Below are 19,859 nucleotides of genomic sequence, written 5' to 3'. Positions count from 1 at the left end.
TGGGGGAGGACATGACCGGGGACCAGCCGGGACCGCAGCACACCGAGACGCCACCGCGAGCGGCGTCTCCCCTGGAACCCGAGGACTGGGAGGAGTTCAGAGCCCTCGGGAAGCAGATCATCGACGACGTCGTCGACCACTTCGCCGGGCTCCGCGAACGGCCCGTGTGGCAGCCGGTGCCCCACGAGGTGCGTGCCGCACTCGGCTCCGGACTGCCCACCGGGCCCCGGCCCATGACCGCGGTCTACGAGGAGTTCCGTTCGCTGATCCTGCCGTATCCGCGCGGCAACACCCATCCCCGCTTCTGGGGCTGGGTGAACGGTTCGGGCCTGCCCGTCGCCGCCTACGCCGACCTCCTCGCATCCGTCATGAACGTCACCCTGGGCGCCGGCGAGAACGCCGCGATGCTCGTCGAGGAACAGGTCGTCACCTGGCTCCAGCAGGCCTTCGACTGGCCGCGGAACGGCTCGGGACTGCTGACCAGCGGCTGCTCGATGGGCCAGATCATCGCGCTCGCCGCCGCCCGGCAGTCCCGCGCCGCGGAGTGGAACATCCGGCACGCGGGAGCGCGTGAGGCACCCCAACTCACCGTCTACGGCTCCACGGAGACCCACCACTCGTTCGAGAAGGCGGTCGAGCTGCTGGGTATCGGACGGGCCTTCTTCCGTACGATCCCCGTCGACCCCGACTTCCGGATCGACGTCCCCGCGCTGCGCCGGGCGATCCGCAGGGACCGCGCGGAGGGCCTGCGCCCCGTCTGCCTCGTCGGCAACGTGGGCACCGTGAACACCGGAGCGGTCGACCCGCTGGATGACCTCGTGAACGTCGCGCAGGAGGAGGACCTCTGGCTCCATCTCGACGGTGCCTTCGGGGCGTTCGCCTATCTGCTGCCGGAGCGGCGCCCCCTGCTGGCCGCACTCAACCGGGCGGACTCGCTCGTCTTCGACCTCCACAAGTGGTTCTATCTGCCGTTCGACGTGAGCTGCGTGCTGGTCCGCGAGCCCGGCGCCCTCGAGGACACCTTCAGCTCGCACGCCGACTACATCAGCCGGACGCCCAGTGGACCGGCCTCGAACCCGGTGGCGTTCGCGGACCGGGGCATCGAGCAGTCCCGGCGCTTCCGGGCCCTCAAGGTGTGGTTCGCCCTCCGCACCCACGGCCTCGACGGGTTCGCCCGGTCCATCGCCGGAAACATCGACCAGATCGCCCATCTCGTCCGCCTGGTCGACGCCTCCCCACGACTCGAGACCGTCTCGCGCAGTCCCCTGAACATCGCCTGCTTCCGGTATGTCCGGCCGGGGGCCGGCCCGGACGAACTGAACGCTCTCAACCAGGAGATCCTCTCCCGCCTGCAACTGCGGGGACTCGCCGTCCCGTCCCACACCCTGATCGACGGTAAGTTCGTCATCAGAGTCGCCAACACCAACCACCGGACCGTGCGGAGCGACATGGACTTCCTGGTCGACCAGGTCGTCTCCCTCGGCGACGGCCTGCTGGAGGACGGGATGCTCGACGATGGTGCGGGTGAGGGACATTAGGCCGCGCAACTACACCCTGGGGCTGCCGGCGGCGCTCGCGGCGACCGCCCTGTGGGGCTTCACCTTCCTCGGCCCCGCCGCCGTCGCGCCGGTCAACATCTACTGCCTGGTGGTGGGCCGGTACGCGGTCTTCGGCGCCCTCTCCGTCGTCGTCCTCGCGCTCCACCGGAACAAGCTGCGACAGCTCGGCGTGCGGAACGTGCTCCGGGCGATGCACCTGGGCGTCGTCGGGTACATCGGCTTCTATCTGCTGCTGTCGATGTCCGCCGAGGTCGCCGGCGGCGTACTCGCCTCGACGCTCACCGGTCTGATCCCCGCGATGGTCGCCCTGGTGTCGAACTCCCTCGAGAAGGCCCTGGAGTGGCGGCGGCTGCTCCTGTCGATCGTCGTGATGTCCGGCGGCCTGCTGCTGGTGAACGGCGGTGCCGGCGCCCTGGGATCCGGGGACGGGCACGACACACTCGTCGGCACGGCCCTCGGCGTCGCCGCGTGCGTGGCGTGGTCCTACTTCGTCATCGTCAACGGCCTGCTCCTCCGCAGGGCCCGGACCCCGGTCGACAACACCGTCTGGACCGCGTGCATCGGGTTCGGCGCCTGCTGCGCCTCGGTCTTCCTCATCCCCCTGGCCCGGTCGGCCGGCGGCCCGTCACCCTTCTCCGACACACGGACGTTCTGGACCTTCCTGGCCTGGTGCACCGTGCTCGCCGTGCTGGGCTCGTGGTGCGCCACCTGGTTCTGGAACATCGCGACCCGGCATCTGCCGACGACGCTGATGGGTCCGGTCATCGGCATGGAGGCGGTGTTCGGCGCAGTGTTCAACCTGATGTGGGAGGGCCGGCTGCCCACCTTCCACGAACTGTGGGGCGGACTGCTCGTCATGGCCGGTGTCTTCCTGTGCGCCTACCTCTTCAACCGGGCACGGGTGGCGGCCACCGGCTGACCGCCCGCCGGCCCATCCCCCCACGGCCGTGGCCGGGCCCCCTGCCGACAGCGGCAGGGGGCCGGGAGTACGCCGGCCGGTACCGGGTACGCCGGCCGGTACCGGGCGTGCGTGCCTCAGCGGCCGCGTTCGGGCCGTACCGGGGCCCGGTCCTCGGCGGACCGGTACACGGAGGACGCGGCGTGGACGGCGAGGTAGCCGTGGCGCAGCAGTTCCCGGTGGAGACGGTCGCTCGCGGCGGCGCGGCCCCGGAGGGTGACGTCGCAGCGGGCCACGCCGTAGTTGTCGGTGACCGCCGCGCAGAGCGCCTGGCGTCCGGACACGGTGCTGAACCTGACGGTCCGGCCGGCCACCGGGGAGCCGCCCGAGGTGGTGAGCGTGGCGGCCAGGTGGCTCACCGACAGCACCGGCGGACGGGCCTGCCACAGAGCCGTGGCCGGCTTCGCGTCGAGCCGGGTGCGGACCGGCACCGGCGCCGCGGCGGGAATGATGACCGCCGGGGACGGCGCCGAGCGCAGGCTGGTGGCCCGACCGGCGTTGGTCGCGGTGACCGTGAACGTGTACCGGTGGCCCGGGGTGAGCCCGGTGACGGTGATGGGGGAGCCGGTGCCCCGCGCGGTCCGGCCGCCGGGGCCGGAGGCGGTGACGTCGCGCGCCGTGACGGTGTAGCCGGTGACGGACCCGGAGCCGCTCGGGGTGAACGACACCGTGGCCCGCGCCGCCCCGGGAGTGGCCGTCACCCCGGTCGGCGGAGCGGGGGAGGGCGGGATCGCCAGCCCGGCCGGGGACCCCGGGGCGGTGAGCGGCACCGTGGTCTGCCCGCCTCCTCCGGGGGCGACCTTCACCACGCGCTCGTTGCCGAAGTCCGCGATGTAGAGCTGGCCGAACGCGTCCGTGGCGAGCGCCGCCGGCACGTCCAGACCCGTGGTGGGCACCGTGACCTGCGGCCCGCCGCCCGCCGGGACCTCCACCACGCGGTCGTTGCCGCTGTCGGCGATGAACAGGTTCCCCGCCGTGTCCAGGGCCAGCCCGGTCGGCTGGTTGAGCCCATTGGTGGGGACGGTGGTCTGCGGTCCGCCGTCGGCCGGCACCTTCACCACCCGGTCGTTGACGAAGTCGGCGACGAACAGGTTGCCGAAGGTGTCGAGCGCCAGCCCGTACGGGTGCGTGAGCCCGGTGGTGGGGACGGTGGTCTGCGGGCCGCCGCCGGCCGGCAGCTTCACCACCCGGTCGTTGAAGCTGTCGGAGATGTAGACGTCCCCGTCCGCGTCGAGCGCCAGGCCGATCGGCCGGTTCAGACCGGTGGCCGGCAGGACGGTCTGCCCGCCACCGCGCCCCGGGACCTTCACCACCCGGTTGTTGCCGGTGTCGGAGACGAAGAGGTTCCCGGCGGCGTCCGCCGCCATGCCGGTCGGCCGGGTCAGGCCCGTGGTGGGCACGGTGGACTGCCCACCGCCGTCCGCCCGCACCTTCAGGACCCGGCCTCCCGCGTAGTCGGAGACGTACAGCGGCGCGCTGCCCGGCACGGGTGCGGGCGCCGCGGCGGCGGCCGGCGGCGCGGTCACCAGTCCCGTCGCGCACAGCAGCACCGTCCCGGCCGCCGCCGTCGCCCGGCGCCGCCAGGTCCGGTGACCACTCACCGGGAAATCCCCGGCGTACGGACGCTGCCCGCGGTCACCGGGGACCGGCGTGTCACGGGGACCGGGCACTGCAGTGCGTCGCATGACACACCCACCTCTCCTGGACGGTCGGACAGCCGCCGACCTTAGAAGCCGGTCCACGGAGGGGCCGCTGCGCCACGCCCCCGGTGCGGGGCATCCACTCCAACGGCCGGAGGCGGCGTTACGCGGCGGCCGTCCGCCGCCCGGGTGCCTGCGGCCCCCGGGGGCGAGGCCGCGGGGCGGGCCGGTGACCGGCCTCGGAACCGGTCGCCGGCCCGCCCCGGCAGCGCCACCGCCGTCCCGCCCGGGGGCGGAACGGCGGGGCAGCCGTCATCAGCTGCCGGACACGACGTCCTGCTGGTCGGGCACGACACTGCCGTCCTGCCGCAGCACCGGGCCCATCGAACCGTCCGGGTTGTTGTACCCGGCGGTGGAGCACGGGTACGGCGTCTTCTTGCGGGGCAGCGGCTCGATGAACATCGGGTTCACCAGCCACCGCCCGTCCGCGTCGTCGTAACCGCGGCACATGAACTCGTCCTTGTTGCGGTTCAGCACGAGGTGCGCGCCGGTGGCGTCGCCGACGAACGTCACATCGGTGTTCGCGTCGCCGCCGCCCACCACGATGCGGTGCGCCGCGTCCTGCCGCTTCCAGGCGTCGGCACCCTTGATGCCGAAGATCTCCTGGTTGATCATGCAGCGCTTGCCGTCGATGTACGGGATGGCCTCGCCCTGCCCGGCCGGCACATCGCCGCACCCCTGCGTCCCGGTGGTGATCCGGCCCTTGCGGAGCACACTGCGGATGGCGATGGTGTGGTCCCGGTCGATGCCCACGCCGCCCGCCCAGGCGTCGGTGATCGGCTCGGCGCCCGCGGAGACGATGTAGACGTCGAACCCGGCCTTCCGCAGGGTGCGGATCAGGTCCTTCTGCTGCGGGTAGTAGCGCAGGTAGCCGGGGATGGTGTGGGTGCCCACGGTGCGCTTGCTGCCCACGGGGGCGGCCAGGAACTCGGCGCGCGCCTGCCGGGCGAACGAGGTGAGCCGGTCGGGGGTGTGCCCGGCGAACAGCTGCGGCACCCAGGCGTACTCCGGCACCGTCCGGCGGTGGTTCCAGCGGCCGGCGAAGGCCTCCTCCCCGTCCATGGTCTTCGCGGTGCTGCGGATCTCGAAGATCTCGTCGGTGCACCGGGTGTTGGTGGAGGTGCGCAGCGGGGCGCCCACCGGGACGGAGGTGCCGCAGGCCTCGGTGAGGGCGCGGTCGGCGGCCGGTGTCAGCCACTTGCTGGTGGCGCTCCAGCTCTTGGGCCGCAGGATCTTGTCGTGCTGCAGGGCCCAGGCGAGTGTGGCGTCCGTGGTGTCGTTCTTGACGACGGTGTTGTCCCAGTCGAAGGCGGCCACCGGACGGCCGTCCGGGCCCGGCTTCCCGCACCGGCCGCGCTCGTCGATGACCTGCTGCAGCCGGGCGCGGTTGTCGCCGTACCAGGTGAGGTCCCGGGACAGCTGCGGACACGGGGCCGAAGAGGTGACCGAGGCCCCGGCGGGGGCGGCGGAGTCGGCCGTGGCGGGGACGACGGCGACGACCGTGGCTGCGGCGGCGAGGCTCAGGGCAGCCGGTATGGACAAGTTGCGCATGGACACTCCGGTGATGACGGTGGGAGGCACACCGTACCCGGGGCCGGGCCGCGCCGCGCGGCAAGTATGCACCGCGGAGTGCGGCCGTGGCCAGGGGCTTTGGGTCCGGCACGGGACACACCGTCCGGCCCGGCGGACGCGGGCCGGACGGTGTGTCGGGTGAGGTCCGGGGCGGCGGAAGCGGTGCGTGCGCAGCACCGGCGTTCGCCCCGCGGGACGGCCCGGGGCGGGTCTCCCTGATTGCCGGTTGGCCCGCCGGAACCCACGTCCCGCGGTGGCAGGCGTCAGCGGGCGACGCGGACGGCTCCCGAACCGGCCGGGACGTCCTCCCCGGGATTCCCGGGAGCGGAAGTCGTCATCCCGGCCAGCGCGGTGACGATGCTCCGGGTCCAGGAGAGCCGGCACTCCTCGCGGCGGCCGGGCTCGTCGCAGGCCGGATATCCGAACCCGCCGTCCGGATGCTGCTGGGCGAGCAGGAAGCCGGCCAGGTCCCGGGTGAGGCGGTGCCCGGCGTGGCCGGCCCGGACCAGTTCGCGCAGCAGATGAGCCGCCTTCCCCAGGTGATACGTCCGCCGGGCGTCCAGCAGCTCGGTGACACACGCCTCCGGGGAGCGGCCCGCCGCCCCGGACGCGCCACCGGTCAGCTCCGCCGCGCGCCGCACGTCGATGAGGCCCAGACCGGCGAGGCGGTGGACGTTCTCCGCCGCCTCCGCGGGCACCGTGTCCAGCGAGCCGATGACCGCGGCGGTCGCCTCGAGGAACCGCTCCAGGGACGGGCAGGCCGCTCCGGACGCGCGCAGTGCCGCCGCGAACTCCCCGGCCACCTCCATGCCCTGCTCCTGCCACTCCTCCGGTCCGGCGTCGGCGAGCCGTTCCGCGAGGTGGCGCAGCGCCGGGCCGGCGAGCTCCGGCTCCCCGAGAGCGGACGCCCCGCACGCCGCCGCGGCCACCGCCGGAATCCCGGTGCGTACGGGATGGCGCACCCCGCTCTCGGCCAGCCATACGACCGCCTGCCGGAGGGGCACGGCCGGCTCGATCCCCGCGGCGGGAGCCGGTGGCGGGGGAGCGATGGTGAGATCGGGGCTGCGGTCCAGCAGTCCGGCCAGGGCGGCGACGATCGTGGTGTGGTAACCCTCCGCCCAGCGCCGGTACTCCGGGTCGCTGTCGGCGAACTGCGGGTGCACGATGCCGCTCGGTCCGTTCACCCGTCCGTCCGGTTCCTGGACGGAGGCCAGGAACTGCCGGGCCTCGTCCGCGGCCGGCGACTCCTTGACGCCGAGACACAGCAGGCAGCAGAGGAGTTCGCCGACCAGATCGGCGTTCTGCCGGGCCCGGCAGACGACCAGGAGGGCGTCGAGGAGCTCCACGGCCTCTCCGGGGGCGAAGCCGCGCGGCCAGCGGGGCCGCCGCAGTCCGAAGTCCGTGACATAGAAAACCGTATGGGTGACCGCGTAGATGTCGCGGTCGGTCAGCTTGAGGACATTCGGACGGTTGCAGAGGAGGGAGAACGGCAGCACGTCGTCCATGGCGGGCAGGGTGTGCTCGATACCGCAGACCTCGAGGGTGTGCAGCAGATCCAGTTGGCGATAGGGGATCCGCTCGAAAGCGGTGGCGTACCCACCCGCCGCGGTCCGTTCCACGAGATGCCGGAATTCCGGGTCCTCGAATCCGCAGAGCCGCAGCGCCGCATAGGTGCCGGCATAGAGCAGCAGCGCGTCCTCGTCCCGGGCGATGAGTTCGCGATAGGACGGCCGGGCGGCGATGTGCCGGATCTGTTCCAGCAGCGACGCGTAATCGCTCTCCAGCGGGGAGGGAACGAGCCGTGCCCGGAGCCCGACCAGAAAAGCGGTCTCGATCAGCGCCTTGCGGACGAAGAGCACCTCGTCGGGGCCGACGTCCCCGGGGTCGATCAGGGTGCGGCGCGCAGCGAGCCAGGCGACCGCCCGTTCCTCCACTGCGCGCCCCGACGGTGATCGGCGGTCGGGCCGGTCATGGTCCATGGAATGTCTCCCGCCGATCATCGACTTACCGGTGAATTCAGTTGGCTGCGCCGGATTCGGCCGACTCGGCGACCTCATGGGCGACGACGAGGACGTAGCGCTCCCAGGCGAGGACGTATCCTGCGACGTCCTCGAGCTGGCTGACCTGGCCGACTATGCGCTCCAGCGGAACGGTGAGATCGACGAGGCCACTGGTTCTGACGAAGTCCAACGCCTTACGGGCGTCGACGGGCGGGCACGGTGTGGACATGGTGGTGTTCTCCTGTGGGTGGTCCGACAGTTGTCGCGAATATCGCCACCCCGCATGGTCAAGTAACCAACTTCCCTTTTCCATGCGCCAGTTCGAAGGGCCGCAGGCCTTTTGGCACGGTGAATCGTCGGAGTCAAACCACTCGGACGGGGGACGCATTGTTCTCGTTTTCGAGCCGCTCCCCGGTCTGTTGTCGAGGCGGTCCCCGAGCCGTCGTGAGTGGGGTTCCCGGGGACGGCGGGACGTGCGGGGCCGGGGCCCGTCAGGCCCCCTCGGCGGTGAGCGCCACAGCGTTCGCTCATCGCCGCCCCGCTGCGCCGGCCGGGGCGTCGGGTCGCCCCGGCCGGGCTCTGTGTCACGACGGGTTCGGCGGTCCGGGCGGGAACGGGATCTCGGCCAGCACCGGGATGAGTGACTCCTCCTCGTAGTCGAGGTGGGCGGTCAGTTCTTCGGACATCCGCTCCAGTTCGCTGCGGAACCGGTGGGGATCGGCGGTGCCGATGCTCCCCAGCAGGCCGGCGAGTTCGTCCTTGATGCGGCCGACGGTCCGGTGTTCGGCGCGCAGCCGGTCGAGAGCCGCACGCAGATGAGGATGATGGGTGTCGAGGGAAGGAAAGACATGCTCGTCCTCGCTGGTGTGATGGAACGTCAGGGCTTGGCAGAAGGCGAGACAGTGCTGCCGGATCTGCAGTCCCAGTGCCGGCGCGGGCGGCGCACCGGAGCCCTCCACGGCTGCGCCCGGGCGTGCGGCGAAGTGGGCGTCCGCCTCGGCGCGCACCTGCTTCAGCTGTGCGCGCAGCCAGGTGTGGACCTCGATCAGCTTGTCCGCCAGACTGGTGATCTCGCGGGGTGCCTCGTCCGGGCCCGGCTCGGAGCGCTCCAGCATCACGACCGGCAGGGTCCGTGCGGTGCGGGCCTGGTAGTCGGCGAATCCGGGCGCCGCGCCCACCACCTGGGCGAACAGCCGGTCCCGGTGAGCGCCTTCCGCGGGCACGGCGACGGCCGGGAACTCCTCGGTGCCGAACTCCACTTGCACCAACGGGTGGGCGAGCAGGTTGTGGTACCAGTCCGGATGGCGCGGCGCACCGGCGGCGGACGCCACGACGAGCAGCCGGTCGCCGTCGCGGAAGCAGGCGAGCGGGGTGGTGTGCTCCCTCCCCGACGTGGCGCCGGTGGTGGTCAGCAGCAGGAGGTCGCTGCCTTCGAAGGGGCCACCGACCTTTCCTCCCCGGGCTCGGAACTCCTCGATCACCGATCGATTGAAGGACAGGGTCATACGGTGTGGGGTCTCCCAACAGGATGACGCGGACCCGCGACGGGTGCGCGGGAACGGAGGTGGTGCGGGAAGCAGGCAGCACGCCGTGACGTACGACCCCTCATCCGGAGGCGGAGACCCATGGCGCGCACCGAGCCGGGAGCGGACGCCGCGACGGCTCCACGAAGGAGGCGCGATCGGACGGCTCGGTGCGTGAGGTCACTCGACGACGGCGCGGCGTCGCGGAGGACGAGGGACGAACGCGGACGTGGCTGCGTCGGACGCGGAAGACGTCGGACGTGGCTGCGTCAGACGCGGAAAACGGAGTGTGTACTCACGGCATCGTCCCTCTGTGACAGTGCTCGCCCGGCTGCCGACCTGCCCACTGCTCTCCGGTCGGCGCCACGTGGCACGCGGACCATTAGAGCCAGCCGGTGGCGGCATGTCAACGCGGAATCCGGGCCGGGCGGCCCGGTGTTCCCACTGCGGCCGGAACGGAGCCGCGCAGCCCATGACGGTGAACGGAAGCGGAGTTGCCGCGCGGTGTGTACGAGACCGGGCGGGCTGCGCCGCCCCAGGGCCCGGGTGGCGGTCACCCCGGCGGCGGTGACCGCCGCCAGGGCCCGCGGATTCCTGCGGTTCAGAGCTCCCGCGCGGGCTCCGGGTCCGGCCGGAGCTGCTTCTCCAGCAGGGTGACGTCGTACACGCTGCCCAGCCCGCCGTCCTTCGGCCGGCGCGCGTCCACGACCGTGTAGCCCGCCGCCTCGTAGTACGTCCGGAGCCGGGGGTTGGAGGCCAGGCAGTCGAGCCGGCACACCTCGCGGCCGGTGGCGGCGACACGGCGTTCGGCCTCGGCCAGCATCCGGCGCCCGGCGCCCGGCGGCGCCACCCGGCGGTCGGTCATCAACCGGTGCACATAGCCGGCGTTCGGCGGCCGGTGGCCCCAGGCAGCCCGGTCCTCCCACCACAGTTCCCAGGCCCCGGCGACGGGGCCGTCGGGAGCGAGGGTGGCGATCCACACCTCGCCGTCCTCGAGGCGGGCCCGGAAGTGGTCCTCACCGAGCTGTCCCGGCTTCCACTGGTCGATCCCGTGGGCGATCTGCCAGTCGGCCGCCGCGTCCCGGAGGCGGACGAGCTCGCTCAGATCCCGTTCGTCGGCCCGCCGGAAGGAGAGTTCCGTGTGCGGGGCCGGTTCGAGCAGATTCCGTCGCAACGCGGAGACGACCTGGGCGCCGTCCGGCCCGAGCACCTGACCGGTGTAGTTGTGCACCGATCCGTGCCGCTGCGCCAGGGCGGCCAGGAACAGGCTCATCACCTCGCCCGGTGCCCGGCCGTATCCGGGCCAGGCCGGTTCCCGGCCCCCGTGGTCGGTCCGCCAGTCGGCGAGGAGCCGCTGTGTGGCGAGCCCGGTCAGGGCGAAGTCCGCGACGATGTCGGCTTCGGAGACCCCCAGCAGGTCCAGGACGAGGGCGGCGAGCAGACCGGTGCGGTCCTTCCCCGACGTGCAGTGGAACACGACGGGGCCGTCCTCGGCGGCGATCACCTCGAGAGCCCGGCGCAGCTCCCGGACGCCGTCCTCGGCGACTTCCAGGTACCGCTCGGCGAGGAACGGCCCGGTCTGCACCTCCGCGCCGAGGCCGGCCTGATCGTAGGGGCGGTGCTCGACGCTGAGGTGGTGATAGGTGAAGGACGGATGCTCCGGAATACGGCCCTTGGCCTCGATCTCCCAGGAGTGGCGCAGGTCGATGACCGTACGGATCCCCAGAGCCAGGAACCGTTCCCAGTCCTCGCCCTGGAGTTTGCCCAGTGAGTCGGAACGGAACATCCGTCCCCAGCGCACCGTCCGGCCGTCGTCGGTGGAATAGCCGCCGAGATCACGGAAGTTGTGCAGTCGGCCGGAAGGTAAGGGTATGTGTCTGTTCACGGATCAGCACTCTATGCCGGGCCGGATGCCGTCTGCACGCCCGCAGGTTGTTCACTCGGCATGGTGGCCGGAGTTCCCTTCGGCGCTTACGACTCCGTGGGGCGGCGGTGCGGCGGGACCGTCGGCGTCGGTTCCTGAGCGGTCCCGCATGGTGACGGTGAGGTCCACGTGCGCCGTCACGGCGTCCCCCTGGCGCCGTGGTGCGATGCCGATGCGGGTGATCAGGCGGTGGACGGCGGTGTTGTCGGGCGTGGTGTGCACGATCAGCGCTGTGGATCCGTCGGCGCGGGCCCGGTGGAGGAGCAGGTCGAGGACCGCGCCGCCGACGCCCTGACCGCGGTGGGACCGCCCGATCCACAGACCCGCTTCGACGGTTGCCGGTGTGTCCGCAACCGGGCACAGCCGCGCCGCCCCCACCACGGTCCGGTCCACGAGGACGGCGAAGGTCGTCTCCACCGGATCGGCCGCCAACGACCTCGACCGGTGGAACCGCTCGAAGGCCTGACGGCGTTCGGCGGTCCACCCCGGTGGCCCGGGCAGCGGTGGCATCACCTCAGCGGGATCCGCGTCCGCCACCGCGGTGCGGAGCAGCTCCTCCAGGAGCACGTGGTCCAGGAGGCGGAGGGTCACGTCGGTGCGCATGAGCGCACCTTGTCACTCCCGGCTCGTCGCCGCCGCTGAGTTCTCCGGGAGTGTCGCGACCGTGCGAGGGGAAACGGACTCGCGGGACGAACGCTCCCGACGGACCGCTGCGCCGTTACGAGGCCACGTGCACGTTGATGCGCAAGGAACTCTTGTGGACAGGCCGGAGGGCGCCGGGACCCCGGTGCCCGGGGGCGGTGGCGCCTCAGGAAGCCGGAACAGGGCCGGTGGCGGTGTGCTTGCCGTACCGGAGCGCGGCGAGGCCGAACGCCAGGCCACCGACGACGAACCACGGATTCCACAACGCCAGCGACCACGTCCGCTGTTCCGGGGAGACGGCGGCGACCTGGCCGGACGAGGCCGCCAGAAGCAGCACCTCGATGCCGATGCCGCGCGCCAGCAGCAGGATGCCGATTCCCCAGCCCGCCGAGCTGACGAGCAGCCCCGGAATGCCGCCGGGCCGAGGGCGGGTGAGGAGCCAGGCCGGCAGCGCGGCCGCGAGGCAGAGCAGTCCCACGCCCCACAGGCCGAACACCACGAACCACGGCGGGCGTTCGGCGGCCAGTGCCTCACCCGCGGACACGCTGAGGCCGCGGTCGCCGCCGAGAGCCCAGTAGAAGTGCAAGGCGGCGAAGGCCGCCGCCCAGAGCGAGGCCGCCCGGCCGTACACGGCCGTCGGCTTGCTGCCCGTTCCCATGCCTCCCCCGCCCGCGAAGTCCGTCCTCGCTGCCACCACGGCACCGTATCCGGTCCCCTGTTCCGCCTCGGCTGTCCGCCCGCCGCGGGCACCGGGCCGACTCGTCGGCGTGCGCTCCGGGCAACGCGGCCGAGCAGGCACCGGCGGTCGGGGACCCGGCCCTTGAGCAATCGGCCCGAATAATGAGGGGTGTCCCCGGGCCGGGGGCGCGTACTGTGCCCGTATGCCCGAGCTCCAGTTGCTCCGCCCCGGCCACGCAACGGCCCTGCTCGCCTTCGAGCTGGAGAACCGTGCGTACTTCGCCGCCTCCGTACCGGACCGTGGTGACGACTACTTCGCGCACTTCGACGCCCGGCACCGCGGACTCCTCGCCGAGCAGGCCGAGGGACGGTGTCTCTTCCATGTCCTGGTGGCCGATGCCGGCGAGATCGTGGGGCGGGTCAACCTCGTCGACGTGGCGGACGGTTCCGCCGAGCTCGGGTACCGGATCGCGGAGCAGGCCGCCGGCCGGGGCCTGGCCACAGCCGCGGTCCGGCAGGTCTGCGGACTCGGCGCCACGGAGTACGGCCTGAGCACGGTACGGGCGGCTGTGACGCTCGACAACGCGGCGTCGCGGGCGGTGCTGATCCGCACCGGCTTCCGTGCTGTCGGCGAGACCGTGCTGGACGGCCGGCCGGCGATCTCCTCTGTGCGGGACCTGAGCGGAGAGCGCGCGGAGGCCGAGGGCAGTTGAGCCGGCAGTGCGGACGAGCCGAACGCCGGTCCCGGGCCCGGGGCGACGGGTGCCGGCGGTGCCATCCGTTGCCGGGGTGATGGCCCGTCATGCACGGTGCACGTGCTTTTCGCCGTCCCGGACGAGGCGGCGGGGCCGAGGCACACCGCGGGGAATGGGCGGGGTGCCGTCGGCCTGATGGATGGTCCGGGACCACCCCTTCCGCTCGGCCCGTGGCCGCCGTGCAGGCTGTGACGCGGTGCGGGTCGGCCGGGCCGACTGTGAAGCGGTGCCGGTCAGTTGCCCGGGCTGTCGGGGGCGCGCCGGAGCCGGCCACCGCCCGGGGCGCCGCGCAGTACCAGTGCGACCACGACCGCGCCGACGGCGAGTGCCACGGCGCTGCACCCGAACGCGGTCCGGTAGCCGCGCAGGGCCGCCGCCGGGCCGTTCCCCGCGGCCGTGACCACGGTGGCCAGCACCGCCGACCCCAGTGCTCCGGCGATTTCGATGACCGCATTGAACACCGCGCCCGCCACCCCGGCGTCCCGGTCCCCGACCTGGTCCAGTGCCGTGGCCGAACCCGCCGCGAACATCGGTCCCACACCTGCGGACAACACCAGGAGACCCGGCAGCACATGAGCGCCGTAGTCGCCGCCGCCACTGACCCGGCTCAGCAGCAGTACACCGGCGGCCGCGGTGAGCAGACCACCCGCCATCAGGGGGAGCGGCCCGGTACGCGGCAGCAGCCGTCCGCCGAGGGAAGCCGCCGCGGCCATTCCGGCGGAGAACGGCAGGAAGGCCAGACCCGAGGCCAGCGCCGACAGCCCGAGGCCGCGCTGCAGGTAGTAGCTCAGCAGCAGGAAGATGCCGGTGACGGCGAGCCCCCCGAGCCCCACGGCGAGCAGTCCGGCGGCCCTTCCCCGGTGGGCGACGACGTGCAGCGGCAACAGCGGGTGCTCGCCCCGCCGTTGCAGCAGCAGGAACACCGCGAGGAGGGCCGGCGCCGCGATGAAGGCGCCCAGTGCCTCCGGCGAGCCCCAGCCGTGCTGCTCGGCGGCCGTGAACCCGTACACCGGGGCGCCCAGGCCCAGTACGGCGGTCAGCGTGCTCGGCAGACCGGGGAGCCGTACGTCGTCCGCCCGGCTCTCGTCGAGCACTCGCGGCGCCATCACTGCCGCGAGCAGGGTGAACGGCACCGCGATGAACATGCACCAGCGCCACGACGCGAACTGCGTCAGGATGCCGCCCGCGAGCAGGCCGGTCGCGGAACCCGCGCCGGTGACCGCGCCGTAGACGCCGAACACCGCCGCACGCTCGGCCGGGTCGGTGAACGTGACGGTCAGCAGGGAGAGCGCGGCCGGCACCAGCAGAGCCGCGAAGGCCCCCTGGCCGGCCCGCATCGCGAAGAACATCGGCCCGTTCACCGCCAGACCGCCCAGAGCGGAACTGCCGGCGAACCCGCAGAGGCCCAGGACGAGCGCCCGTCGGCGCCCGGTGCAGTCGGCGATCCGCCCGCCGGGCAGCAGCAGGGCGCCGAAGGCCAGCATGTAGCCGGTCACGCCCCAGGAGCGGGCGGACTCGGAGATGTGCAGTGCGTGCTGCACCGAGGGCAACGCGATGTTGGTGATGGAGGCGACCAGCACCACGGTCAGCTGTGCCAGGCAGATGACCGCGGCGCCCAGCTTCCGTCGGCAGCGGACCGCCGCGGGATAAGGCGTCGTCGGAGGGGTGAGCATGGAGAGGATGAACCGTTCCGTCTACGGGGCGGCCCGTGGCCGCCCCGGTCTGCAGGGGCGTGCGAGGAGGACGGACGGCCCGACAGCCGTGAAGCAGCGCGCGGAACAGTGAGCCCGTGGCGCGTCAGGCCGAGGCAGCCGTCGTGCTCGGGCGCCTGGTGATCCACACCAGCCCGGCCGGGCGACGGCCCATGGCCCGGGTGACGCGACGGAACGTGGCCATGACGAAGCGGACCGCGCGCCGTGCGCGGTCTGCTGCTTCGGACATCAGAAAGGCCACCATCGGCGCCACTGTACGGGTTCAGGTCACGGGGCCGCACATCTGATCTCCGCCGGAGGACGGTGAGCAACGTCGGAGGAGTGTCCTGCAACGCCGGGGCCGGGGCGACCGTCCGCTCCCGTGACGGTCCTGCCCGCCCATCCGCCCATCCGCCCGTTCGCGGGGCAAGCGTGCCGTCCACCGGGAGGAACGGATGGCGCCGCCCCTGCGTGACAGCGCGCCCCGAGCCGTCCCGATGGTGCGCCCCCATGACTCCCGGTGCCGGGCCCCTTGGTTAGGGTGCTCCGGCGTCACCGCATCCGGGTGCCGCGCACGAACGAGGGGGAACCACCGTGGCCAGCCCGCCACCGCCGCACGGCTCGAATCCGTACGCGCAGCCGTCCGCACCGCAGCCCGGAGCCCCGTATCCGCCCCAGCCCGGAGCCCCGTATCCGCCCCAGCCGGGCGGCTGGGGCGCCCCGCCGCACGTGGGTGCACCCGGGTACCCCCAGGGACAGCCGGCGGGACCGGCGTTCGCCGGGCCGCACGCGTACCCCTACGCTCCGCAGCCCGCGCCGTACCCGGGCGGTGCGTCCGGCTGCCGGTTCTGCGGTGCGCAGCCCGCGGTCCAGGCCACCGTGCGCGGTCACCAGGGCATGGTCGTCATCATGCGGTTCCTGAAGACGACGGGGCCGTTCTGCCGGAACTGCGGGCTGGCCACGCTCCGCGACATGTCGGCCAACACCCTGGTCGCGGGGTGGTGGAGCCCGCTGTCCACCATCTTCACGCCGATCACGCTGCTGATGAACTTCTTCGGGCCGCGCTCCGCCCTGGCGAGGCTCGCGCCCCCGGCCGGCGGCTTCCGGCCCTCCCTGGACCCCGGCAGGCCTCTGACGCGTCGGCCCCAGGCCCTGCTGTTCCTCGTCCCGATGCTGCTCGTCCTCGTGGCGATCCCGGTGCTGATCGTCATCGGTGCGGTGGCCGGGGGCGGGAGCCCGGACGAGGGCGTCGAGCGGGCCGAGACGCTGTCCGTCGGCGACTGCGTGCGGAACGAGGGCGACTGGAAGGACCAGGACCTGCGGATCACCGACTGCGGGGCGCCGCAGGCGGAGTACGAGGTGAGCCGCAGCCTGGACGAACAGGGCGAGAAGTGTGCTGACGGCGAGTACTACGCGGACCTCAAGTACGGCAAGGGCGGCACGACGAGCCTCTGTCTCAAGACCCTCTGGTAGCCGGAAGCCGGCCTCGGACAGGGGCAAGAGCAGCAGCCGGGCGCTCCACGAAATTCCGGTGCCGCCGCCGTGAACGCCCGCCGTCCGCACGGACCTGCCGACCTGCCGCGGGCCCGGTGGAGTGCCCCCGGTCACGCCCTCGTTAGGGTGAGGCCCGGCATGACGGGGGCGGGGGCGATGGGTATGTCCGTGGGTGACCTGGCACAGCGCGTGCGCGCGCGGTGGTGCCGACGGCGGCCGACGTGGCCGAAGCGGATCGCGCTCGCCCTGGTCCTGGTGGTCCTGCTGCCGGTCACGGGCGCCGCGCTCGCGCTGCGGCTGAACTGCACCGGCGACGTCGGCGACGGGACCCGCACCCGGCACCGCGACGCCCTCTGGCTGGGGCACGCCTGGCTGGACGGCCGCAGGACCGACGCCGACCTCGCCGCACTCGCCACCCGGCTCCGGCGCACCGGCATCCGCGATCTGTACGTGCACGCCGGTCCGTTGGAGCACGACGGGAGTCTGCGCTCCGACCGCTACCGGCGCGCCCGGTGGTTCCTCGACGGCACGCGCCGCGCCCTGCCGCGGGTGCGCGTCCAGGCGTGGCTCGGCGACAAGCTGGCCACCGAGGGCCCCACCGGTCTGCGCCTGACCGATGCCCGCACCCGCGCCCGGATCGTGGCCTCGACCCGACGGATCCTGGACGCGGGTTTCGGCGGTGTGCACTTCGACCTGGAACCCCTGCACTCGGGGGACGGCGACTACCTCGCCCTCCTGGACCGGCTGCGTCCGCTCACCCGGAAGCGCGACGTGCCGCTGTCGGTCGCCGCGCACCAGATCGATCCGCTGCCCGGGCTGCACTCCGCCGCGGGCGCCCTCGCCGGGCATCCGAAGTGGTGGTCGCAGGAGTTCTTCGGGGAGGTGGCCCGCCGGGTCGACCAGATCGCCGTGATGTCGTACGACACCTCGATGCCGCTGGAGAGCCTGTACGGCGGCTATGTCGCCCAACAGACCTCGCTCGCCCTGGAAGTGACCCCCCGGACCACGGATCTGCTGATGGGGCTGCCGTTCTTCCACGAGGACGACATCGGGCACCGGGAGAACGCCGAGACGGTCGGCGCAGCGGTCCGCGGCATCCGCCTCGGGCTGTCCCGCACGGACCACGAGCGGGCGCGCTTCGGCGTCGCTCTCTATGTCGACTTCGCCGCCGAGGAGCGCGACTGGTCCGCCTACCGGAAGGACTGGGGAGCATGACCGGCTTGTGGACGGGCGTACGCGAGCGGGTGCTCGCGCTGCGCGAAGCCCCGGGCGCGCGCCAGGTGTTCGGAGCCGACCCGGACCGGAGCGGCCACGGCTTCCTGCTGCGGCCCCCGCTCGCGGAGGACGTGCTGGTGGCCGGTGAGCGGGCGATGGGCGTCCGGCTGCCCGAGGACTACCGGCGCTTCCTGCTGGAGGTGGCCTCGGGCGGAGCGGGGCCGGACTACGGGCTCTTCACCGTGGAGCGGTTCGACGGCCCGCGCGCCGCCGAGGCCGCGCTGCCGTTCGTCCCCGTGGTGGACGAACCGCCCGAGCCGGAGCGTGCCGGCTTCGCCGACGAGGCGGCCTTCCAGCAGGCCTGGGCCGACTACGAGCGGCTCGTCCTCGACGGGATGCACGACCGGGCCGACCACGGGACGGTGCTCCTCGGCCACCAGGGCTGCGGCTACTACACGTTGCTCGTCGTCAGCGGACCGGAACGGGGCACCGTCTGGGACGACGTGCGGGCCGTGGGCGAGTGGATCGTGCCGCGGGAGCGGTCGGACGGCAGCCGTGTGAGCTTCGCCGACTGGTATCTCGACTGGCTGGAGCGGGCGGAGAGGCAGGCACAGGACGGGGGCGTGCCGGCGCGGTGAACGGCCTGCCCGGCAGCGCCGTCCGGACGAGGCGCCGGGCCGCCGCTCCGGGCCCGGGTCACTCCGGCGCTCCCCGGGTCAGCACATCGGCCACCGCCGCGATACCGGCCGCGATGGACCGTTCGCCGACGTTGCCGAACCCCAGCACCAGCCGTACCGGTCCGGCGGCGGGGGCGGAGCGGCAGGCGCTCATGCCGTAGAGGCCGACGTTCCGGTCCCGCGCCGCGGCGACGACGGACCGTTCGTCGTGGTGGTCACCGAGGCGGGCGACCGCGTGGAAGCCCGCCGCGAGCCCGGTCACCTCGACGTCCGGGGCGTGCTCGGTGAGCGCCGCCAGCAGCGCGGTGCGCCGGGTGGCGTAGGCCGTCCGCATCCGGCGCAGGTGCCGGTCGAAGCGCCCGGACTCGACCAGGCGCGCCAGCGCCAGCTGGTCGAGGGCGGGAGAGCCGCGGTCGTTCACCCGCTTGTTCTCGACCACCGGTGCCGCGAGCGCGGGCGGGCAGAGCAGCCAGCCGATGCGCAGCGCCGGGGCCAGGGACTTGCTGACGGTCCCGATGGCGATCACCCGGTCCGCCGCCAGTCCCTGCAGCGCGCCCACCGGTTCCCGGTCGTAGCGGAACTCGGCGTCGTAGTCGTCCTCGACGATGACGGCGTCCCGCCGCACCGCCCAGTCCAGCAACGCGAGCCGCCGCTCGGGGGAGAGGGCCACACCGGTGGGCCACTGGTGGGCCGGGGTCACGATCACGGCACGGGCACCGGTCGCCTCCAGTGCCCGCACGTCGATGCCCTGCTCGTCCACCGGCACCGGGACCGTCGTCATGCCCGCCCAGCCCGCAGCGGCGGCCACCGCGGCCGGGGAGCCGGGGTCCTCGTGGGCCACGGTGCGGATGCCCGTCCCGGCCAGGGCGCGCAGCGCGAGCCCGAGGCCCTGGGCATAGCCGGAACAGATCACCATCCGGTGCGGGTCCGCCGCGGCCGCCCGCACCCGCCGCAGATAGCCCGCCAGCACCTCGCGCAGCTGCGCGTCGCCGCGCGGATCGCCGTAGTCCAGCGCCGCCGTCGGCAGGGTCCGCGCCGCCTCACGCAGCGCCCACAGCCAGTCGGTGCGCGGGAAGCTCCGCAGATCGGGCACGCCCCAGCGGAAGTCCGCCGTCAGACGTTCGGGTGCCGCGGGGGCGCTCGTCGGGCCCGGGGGTACGGACGCTCCGGCCGCGACCCGGGTGTCGGCACCGACGCGGGTCACCAGATAGCCCTCGGCCCGGAGCTGGGCGTAGCACTCCTGCACCAGGCCGCGGGAGAGCCCGAGGCCGCGGGCGAGGGCACGGGAGGACGGGAGCCGTTCACCGGTCCCGAGCCGTCCCGACCGGATGGCGTCCCGCAGCCGGCCTTCCAGCTGGGCCCGCAACGGCTCGCGGCTCTCCCGGTCGACGGTCAGTAACAGGTCGGGTGACGGACCGGACCACTGGAGCGGCATGGAAGTGGACCTTACCGGCGATCCGGTCCGGATCTA

Annotated in this window: 17 protein-coding genes; 6 read left to right on the top strand and 11 right to left on the bottom strand. The window is 73.2% G+C overall.

Annotated features, from left to right (window positions below; translation table 11 throughout):
• Positions 1 to 11 precede the first annotated feature (11 nt).
• On the top strand, positions 12 to 1,538 hold the full coding sequence (locus ACFYYR_RS26705) for a pyridoxal phosphate-dependent decarboxylase family protein (protein ID WP_388858583.1): 1,527 nt from the start codon (positions 12 to 14) through the stop codon (positions 1,536 to 1,538).
• Positions 1,525 to 2,478: a DMT family transporter gene (locus ACFYYR_RS26700; RefSeq protein WP_388858580.1), complete on the top strand. Its 954-nt coding sequence runs from the start codon at positions 1,525 to 1,527 to the stop codon at positions 2,476 to 2,478. Before ACFYYR_RS26705 ends, ACFYYR_RS26700 begins: the two co-directional genes overlap by 14 nt.
• A gap of 116 nt (positions 2,479 to 2,594) precedes the next feature.
• On the opposite strand, the gene ACFYYR_RS26695 is transcribed toward ACFYYR_RS26700, so the two are convergent.
• The 8 genes from ACFYYR_RS26695 to ACFYYR_RS26660 form a co-directional block, all read right to left on the bottom strand.
• Positions 2,595 to 4,118 (bottom strand): fibronectin type III domain-containing protein, encoded by a 1,524-nt coding sequence (locus ACFYYR_RS26695; protein ID WP_388858577.1) that lies wholly within the window; start codon positions 4,116 to 4,118, stop codon positions 2,595 to 2,597.
• A gap of 354 nt (positions 4,119 to 4,472) precedes the next feature.
• The gene (locus ACFYYR_RS26690; protein ID WP_388858574.1) at positions 4,473 to 5,768 is read right to left on the bottom strand and encodes a haloacid dehalogenase-like hydrolase; all 1,296 of its coding nucleotides are present in this window, start codon (positions 5,766 to 5,768) and stop codon (positions 4,473 to 4,475) included.
• Between the two features lie 284 nt (positions 5,769 to 6,052).
• On the bottom strand, positions 6,053 to 7,768 hold the full coding sequence (locus ACFYYR_RS26685; protein ID WP_388858571.1) for a DUF6895 family protein: 1,716 nt from the start codon (positions 7,766 to 7,768) through the stop codon (positions 6,053 to 6,055).
• 37 nt (positions 7,769 to 7,805) lie between these two features.
• Positions 7,806 to 8,018, bottom strand: coding sequence for a hypothetical protein (locus ACFYYR_RS26680; protein ID WP_388858568.1), 213 nt, complete (start codon positions 8,016 to 8,018; stop codon positions 7,806 to 7,808).
• Positions 8,019 to 8,373: 355 nt separating this feature from the next.
• Complete coding sequence (locus ACFYYR_RS26675; protein ID WP_388858565.1) at positions 8,374 to 9,294, bottom strand: nitroreductase/quinone reductase family protein; 921 nt, start codon at positions 9,292 to 9,294, stop codon at positions 8,374 to 8,376.
• 619 nt (positions 9,295 to 9,913) lie between these two features.
• The gene (locus tag ACFYYR_RS26670; protein ID WP_388858562.1) at positions 9,914 to 11,197 is read right to left on the bottom strand and encodes a GNAT family N-acetyltransferase; all 1,284 of its coding nucleotides are present in this window, start codon (positions 11,195 to 11,197) and stop codon (positions 9,914 to 9,916) included.
• Between the two features lie 51 nt (positions 11,198 to 11,248).
• On the bottom strand, positions 11,249 to 11,839 hold the full coding sequence (locus ACFYYR_RS26665; RefSeq protein ID WP_388858559.1) for a GNAT family N-acetyltransferase: 591 nt from the start codon (positions 11,837 to 11,839) through the stop codon (positions 11,249 to 11,251).
• A gap of 205 nt (positions 11,840 to 12,044) precedes the next feature.
• A complete protein-coding gene (locus tag ACFYYR_RS26660; RefSeq protein WP_388858556.1) occupies positions 12,045 to 12,572 on the bottom strand; it encodes a DUF3995 domain-containing protein in 528 nt (175 codons plus the stop codon).
• 187 nt (positions 12,573 to 12,759) lie between these two features.
• Between ACFYYR_RS26660 and ACFYYR_RS26655 the strand changes: the two genes are divergently transcribed.
• Entirely contained in the window at positions 12,760 to 13,269 is a 510-nt protein-coding gene (locus tag ACFYYR_RS26655; protein ID WP_388858553.1) for a GNAT family N-acetyltransferase, read from the top strand.
• 275 nt (positions 13,270 to 13,544) lie between these two features.
• Here ACFYYR_RS26655 and ACFYYR_RS26650 read toward each other — a convergent pair whose 3' ends face one another.
• A complete protein-coding gene (locus ACFYYR_RS26650; RefSeq protein WP_388858550.1) occupies positions 13,545 to 14,984 on the bottom strand; it encodes an MFS transporter in 1,440 nt (479 codons plus the stop codon).
• A 124-nt stretch (positions 14,985 to 15,108) separates the two neighbouring features.
• Entirely contained in the window at positions 15,109 to 15,252 is a 144-nt protein-coding gene (locus tag ACFYYR_RS26645; protein WP_388858547.1) for a hypothetical protein, read from the bottom strand.
• 344 nt (positions 15,253 to 15,596) lie between these two features.
• Here ACFYYR_RS26645 and ACFYYR_RS26640 point away from each other — a divergent pair, with 344 nt between their 5' ends.
• The 3 genes from ACFYYR_RS26640 (at position 15,597) to ACFYYR_RS26630 (ending at position 18,349) form a co-directional block, all read left to right on the top strand.
• On the top strand, positions 15,597 to 16,475 hold the full coding sequence (locus ACFYYR_RS26640; RefSeq protein ID WP_388858544.1) for a hypothetical protein: 879 nt from the start codon (positions 15,597 to 15,599) through the stop codon (positions 16,473 to 16,475).
• A gap of 183 nt (positions 16,476 to 16,658) precedes the next feature.
• Entirely contained in the window at positions 16,659 to 17,711 is a 1,053-nt protein-coding gene (locus ACFYYR_RS26635; RefSeq protein ID WP_388858753.1) for a hypothetical protein, read from the top strand.
• Complete coding sequence (locus ACFYYR_RS26630) at positions 17,708 to 18,349, top strand: SMI1/KNR4 family protein (protein WP_388858541.1); 642 nt, start codon at positions 17,708 to 17,710, stop codon at positions 18,347 to 18,349. The genes ACFYYR_RS26635 and ACFYYR_RS26630 overlap by 4 nt, the downstream gene beginning before the upstream one ends.
• A gap of 58 nt (positions 18,350 to 18,407) precedes the next feature.
• Here ACFYYR_RS26630 and ACFYYR_RS26625 read toward each other — a convergent pair whose 3' ends face one another.
• Positions 18,408 to 19,823: a PLP-dependent aminotransferase family protein gene (locus ACFYYR_RS26625; protein WP_388858538.1), complete on the bottom strand. Its 1,416-nt coding sequence runs from the start codon at positions 19,821 to 19,823 to the stop codon at positions 18,408 to 18,410.
• Positions 19,824 to 19,859: the final 36 nt, after the last annotated feature.

The organism is Streptomyces sp. NPDC001922 (assembly GCF_042891165.1).
Lineage (GTDB): Bacteria > Actinomycetota > Actinomycetes > Streptomycetales > Streptomycetaceae > Streptomyces.
Note: the sequence above shows the minus strand (reverse complement) of the source record. Positions and strands in the feature narration are given on the sequence as shown.

Coding starts and splice junctions, on each gene's coding strand:
- ACFYYR_RS26705 (WP_388858583.1), top strand. CDS start 12: ATGACCGGGGACCAGCCGGGACCGCAGCACACCGAGACGCCACCGCGA.
- ACFYYR_RS26630 (WP_388858541.1), top strand. CDS start 17,708: ATGACCGGCTTGTGGACGGGCGTACGCGAGCGGGTGCTCGCGCTGCGC.
- ACFYYR_RS26680 (WP_388858568.1), bottom strand. CDS start 8,018: ATGTCCACACCGTGCCCGCCCGTCGACGCCCGTAAGGCGTTGGACTTC.
- ACFYYR_RS26635 (WP_388858753.1), top strand. CDS start 16,659: ATGTCCGTGGGTGACCTGGCACAGCGCGTGCGCGCGCGGTGGTGCCGA.
- ACFYYR_RS26690 (WP_388858574.1), bottom strand. CDS start 5,768: ATGCGCAACTTGTCCATACCGGCTGCCCTGAGCCTCGCCGCCGCAGCC.
- ACFYYR_RS26685 (WP_388858571.1), bottom strand. CDS start 7,768: ATGGACCATGACCGGCCCGACCGCCGATCACCGTCGGGGCGCGCAGTG.
- ACFYYR_RS26645 (WP_388858547.1), bottom strand. CDS start 15,252: ATGTCCGAAGCAGCAGACCGCGCACGGCGCGCGGTCCGCTTCGTCATG.
- ACFYYR_RS26675 (WP_388858565.1), bottom strand. CDS start 9,294: ATGACCCTGTCCTTCAATCGATCGGTGATCGAGGAGTTCCGAGCCCGG.
- ACFYYR_RS26665 (WP_388858559.1), bottom strand. CDS start 11,839: ATGCGCACCGACGTGACCCTCCGCCTCCTGGACCACGTGCTCCTGGAG.
- ACFYYR_RS26625 (WP_388858538.1), bottom strand. CDS start 19,823: ATGCCGCTCCAGTGGTCCGGTCCGTCACCCGACCTGTTACTGACCGTC.
- ACFYYR_RS26655 (WP_388858553.1), top strand. CDS start 12,760: ATGCCCGAGCTCCAGTTGCTCCGCCCCGGCCACGCAACGGCCCTGCTC.
- ACFYYR_RS26650 (WP_388858550.1), bottom strand. CDS start 14,984: ATGCTCACCCCTCCGACGACGCCTTATCCCGCGGCGGTCCGCTGCCGA.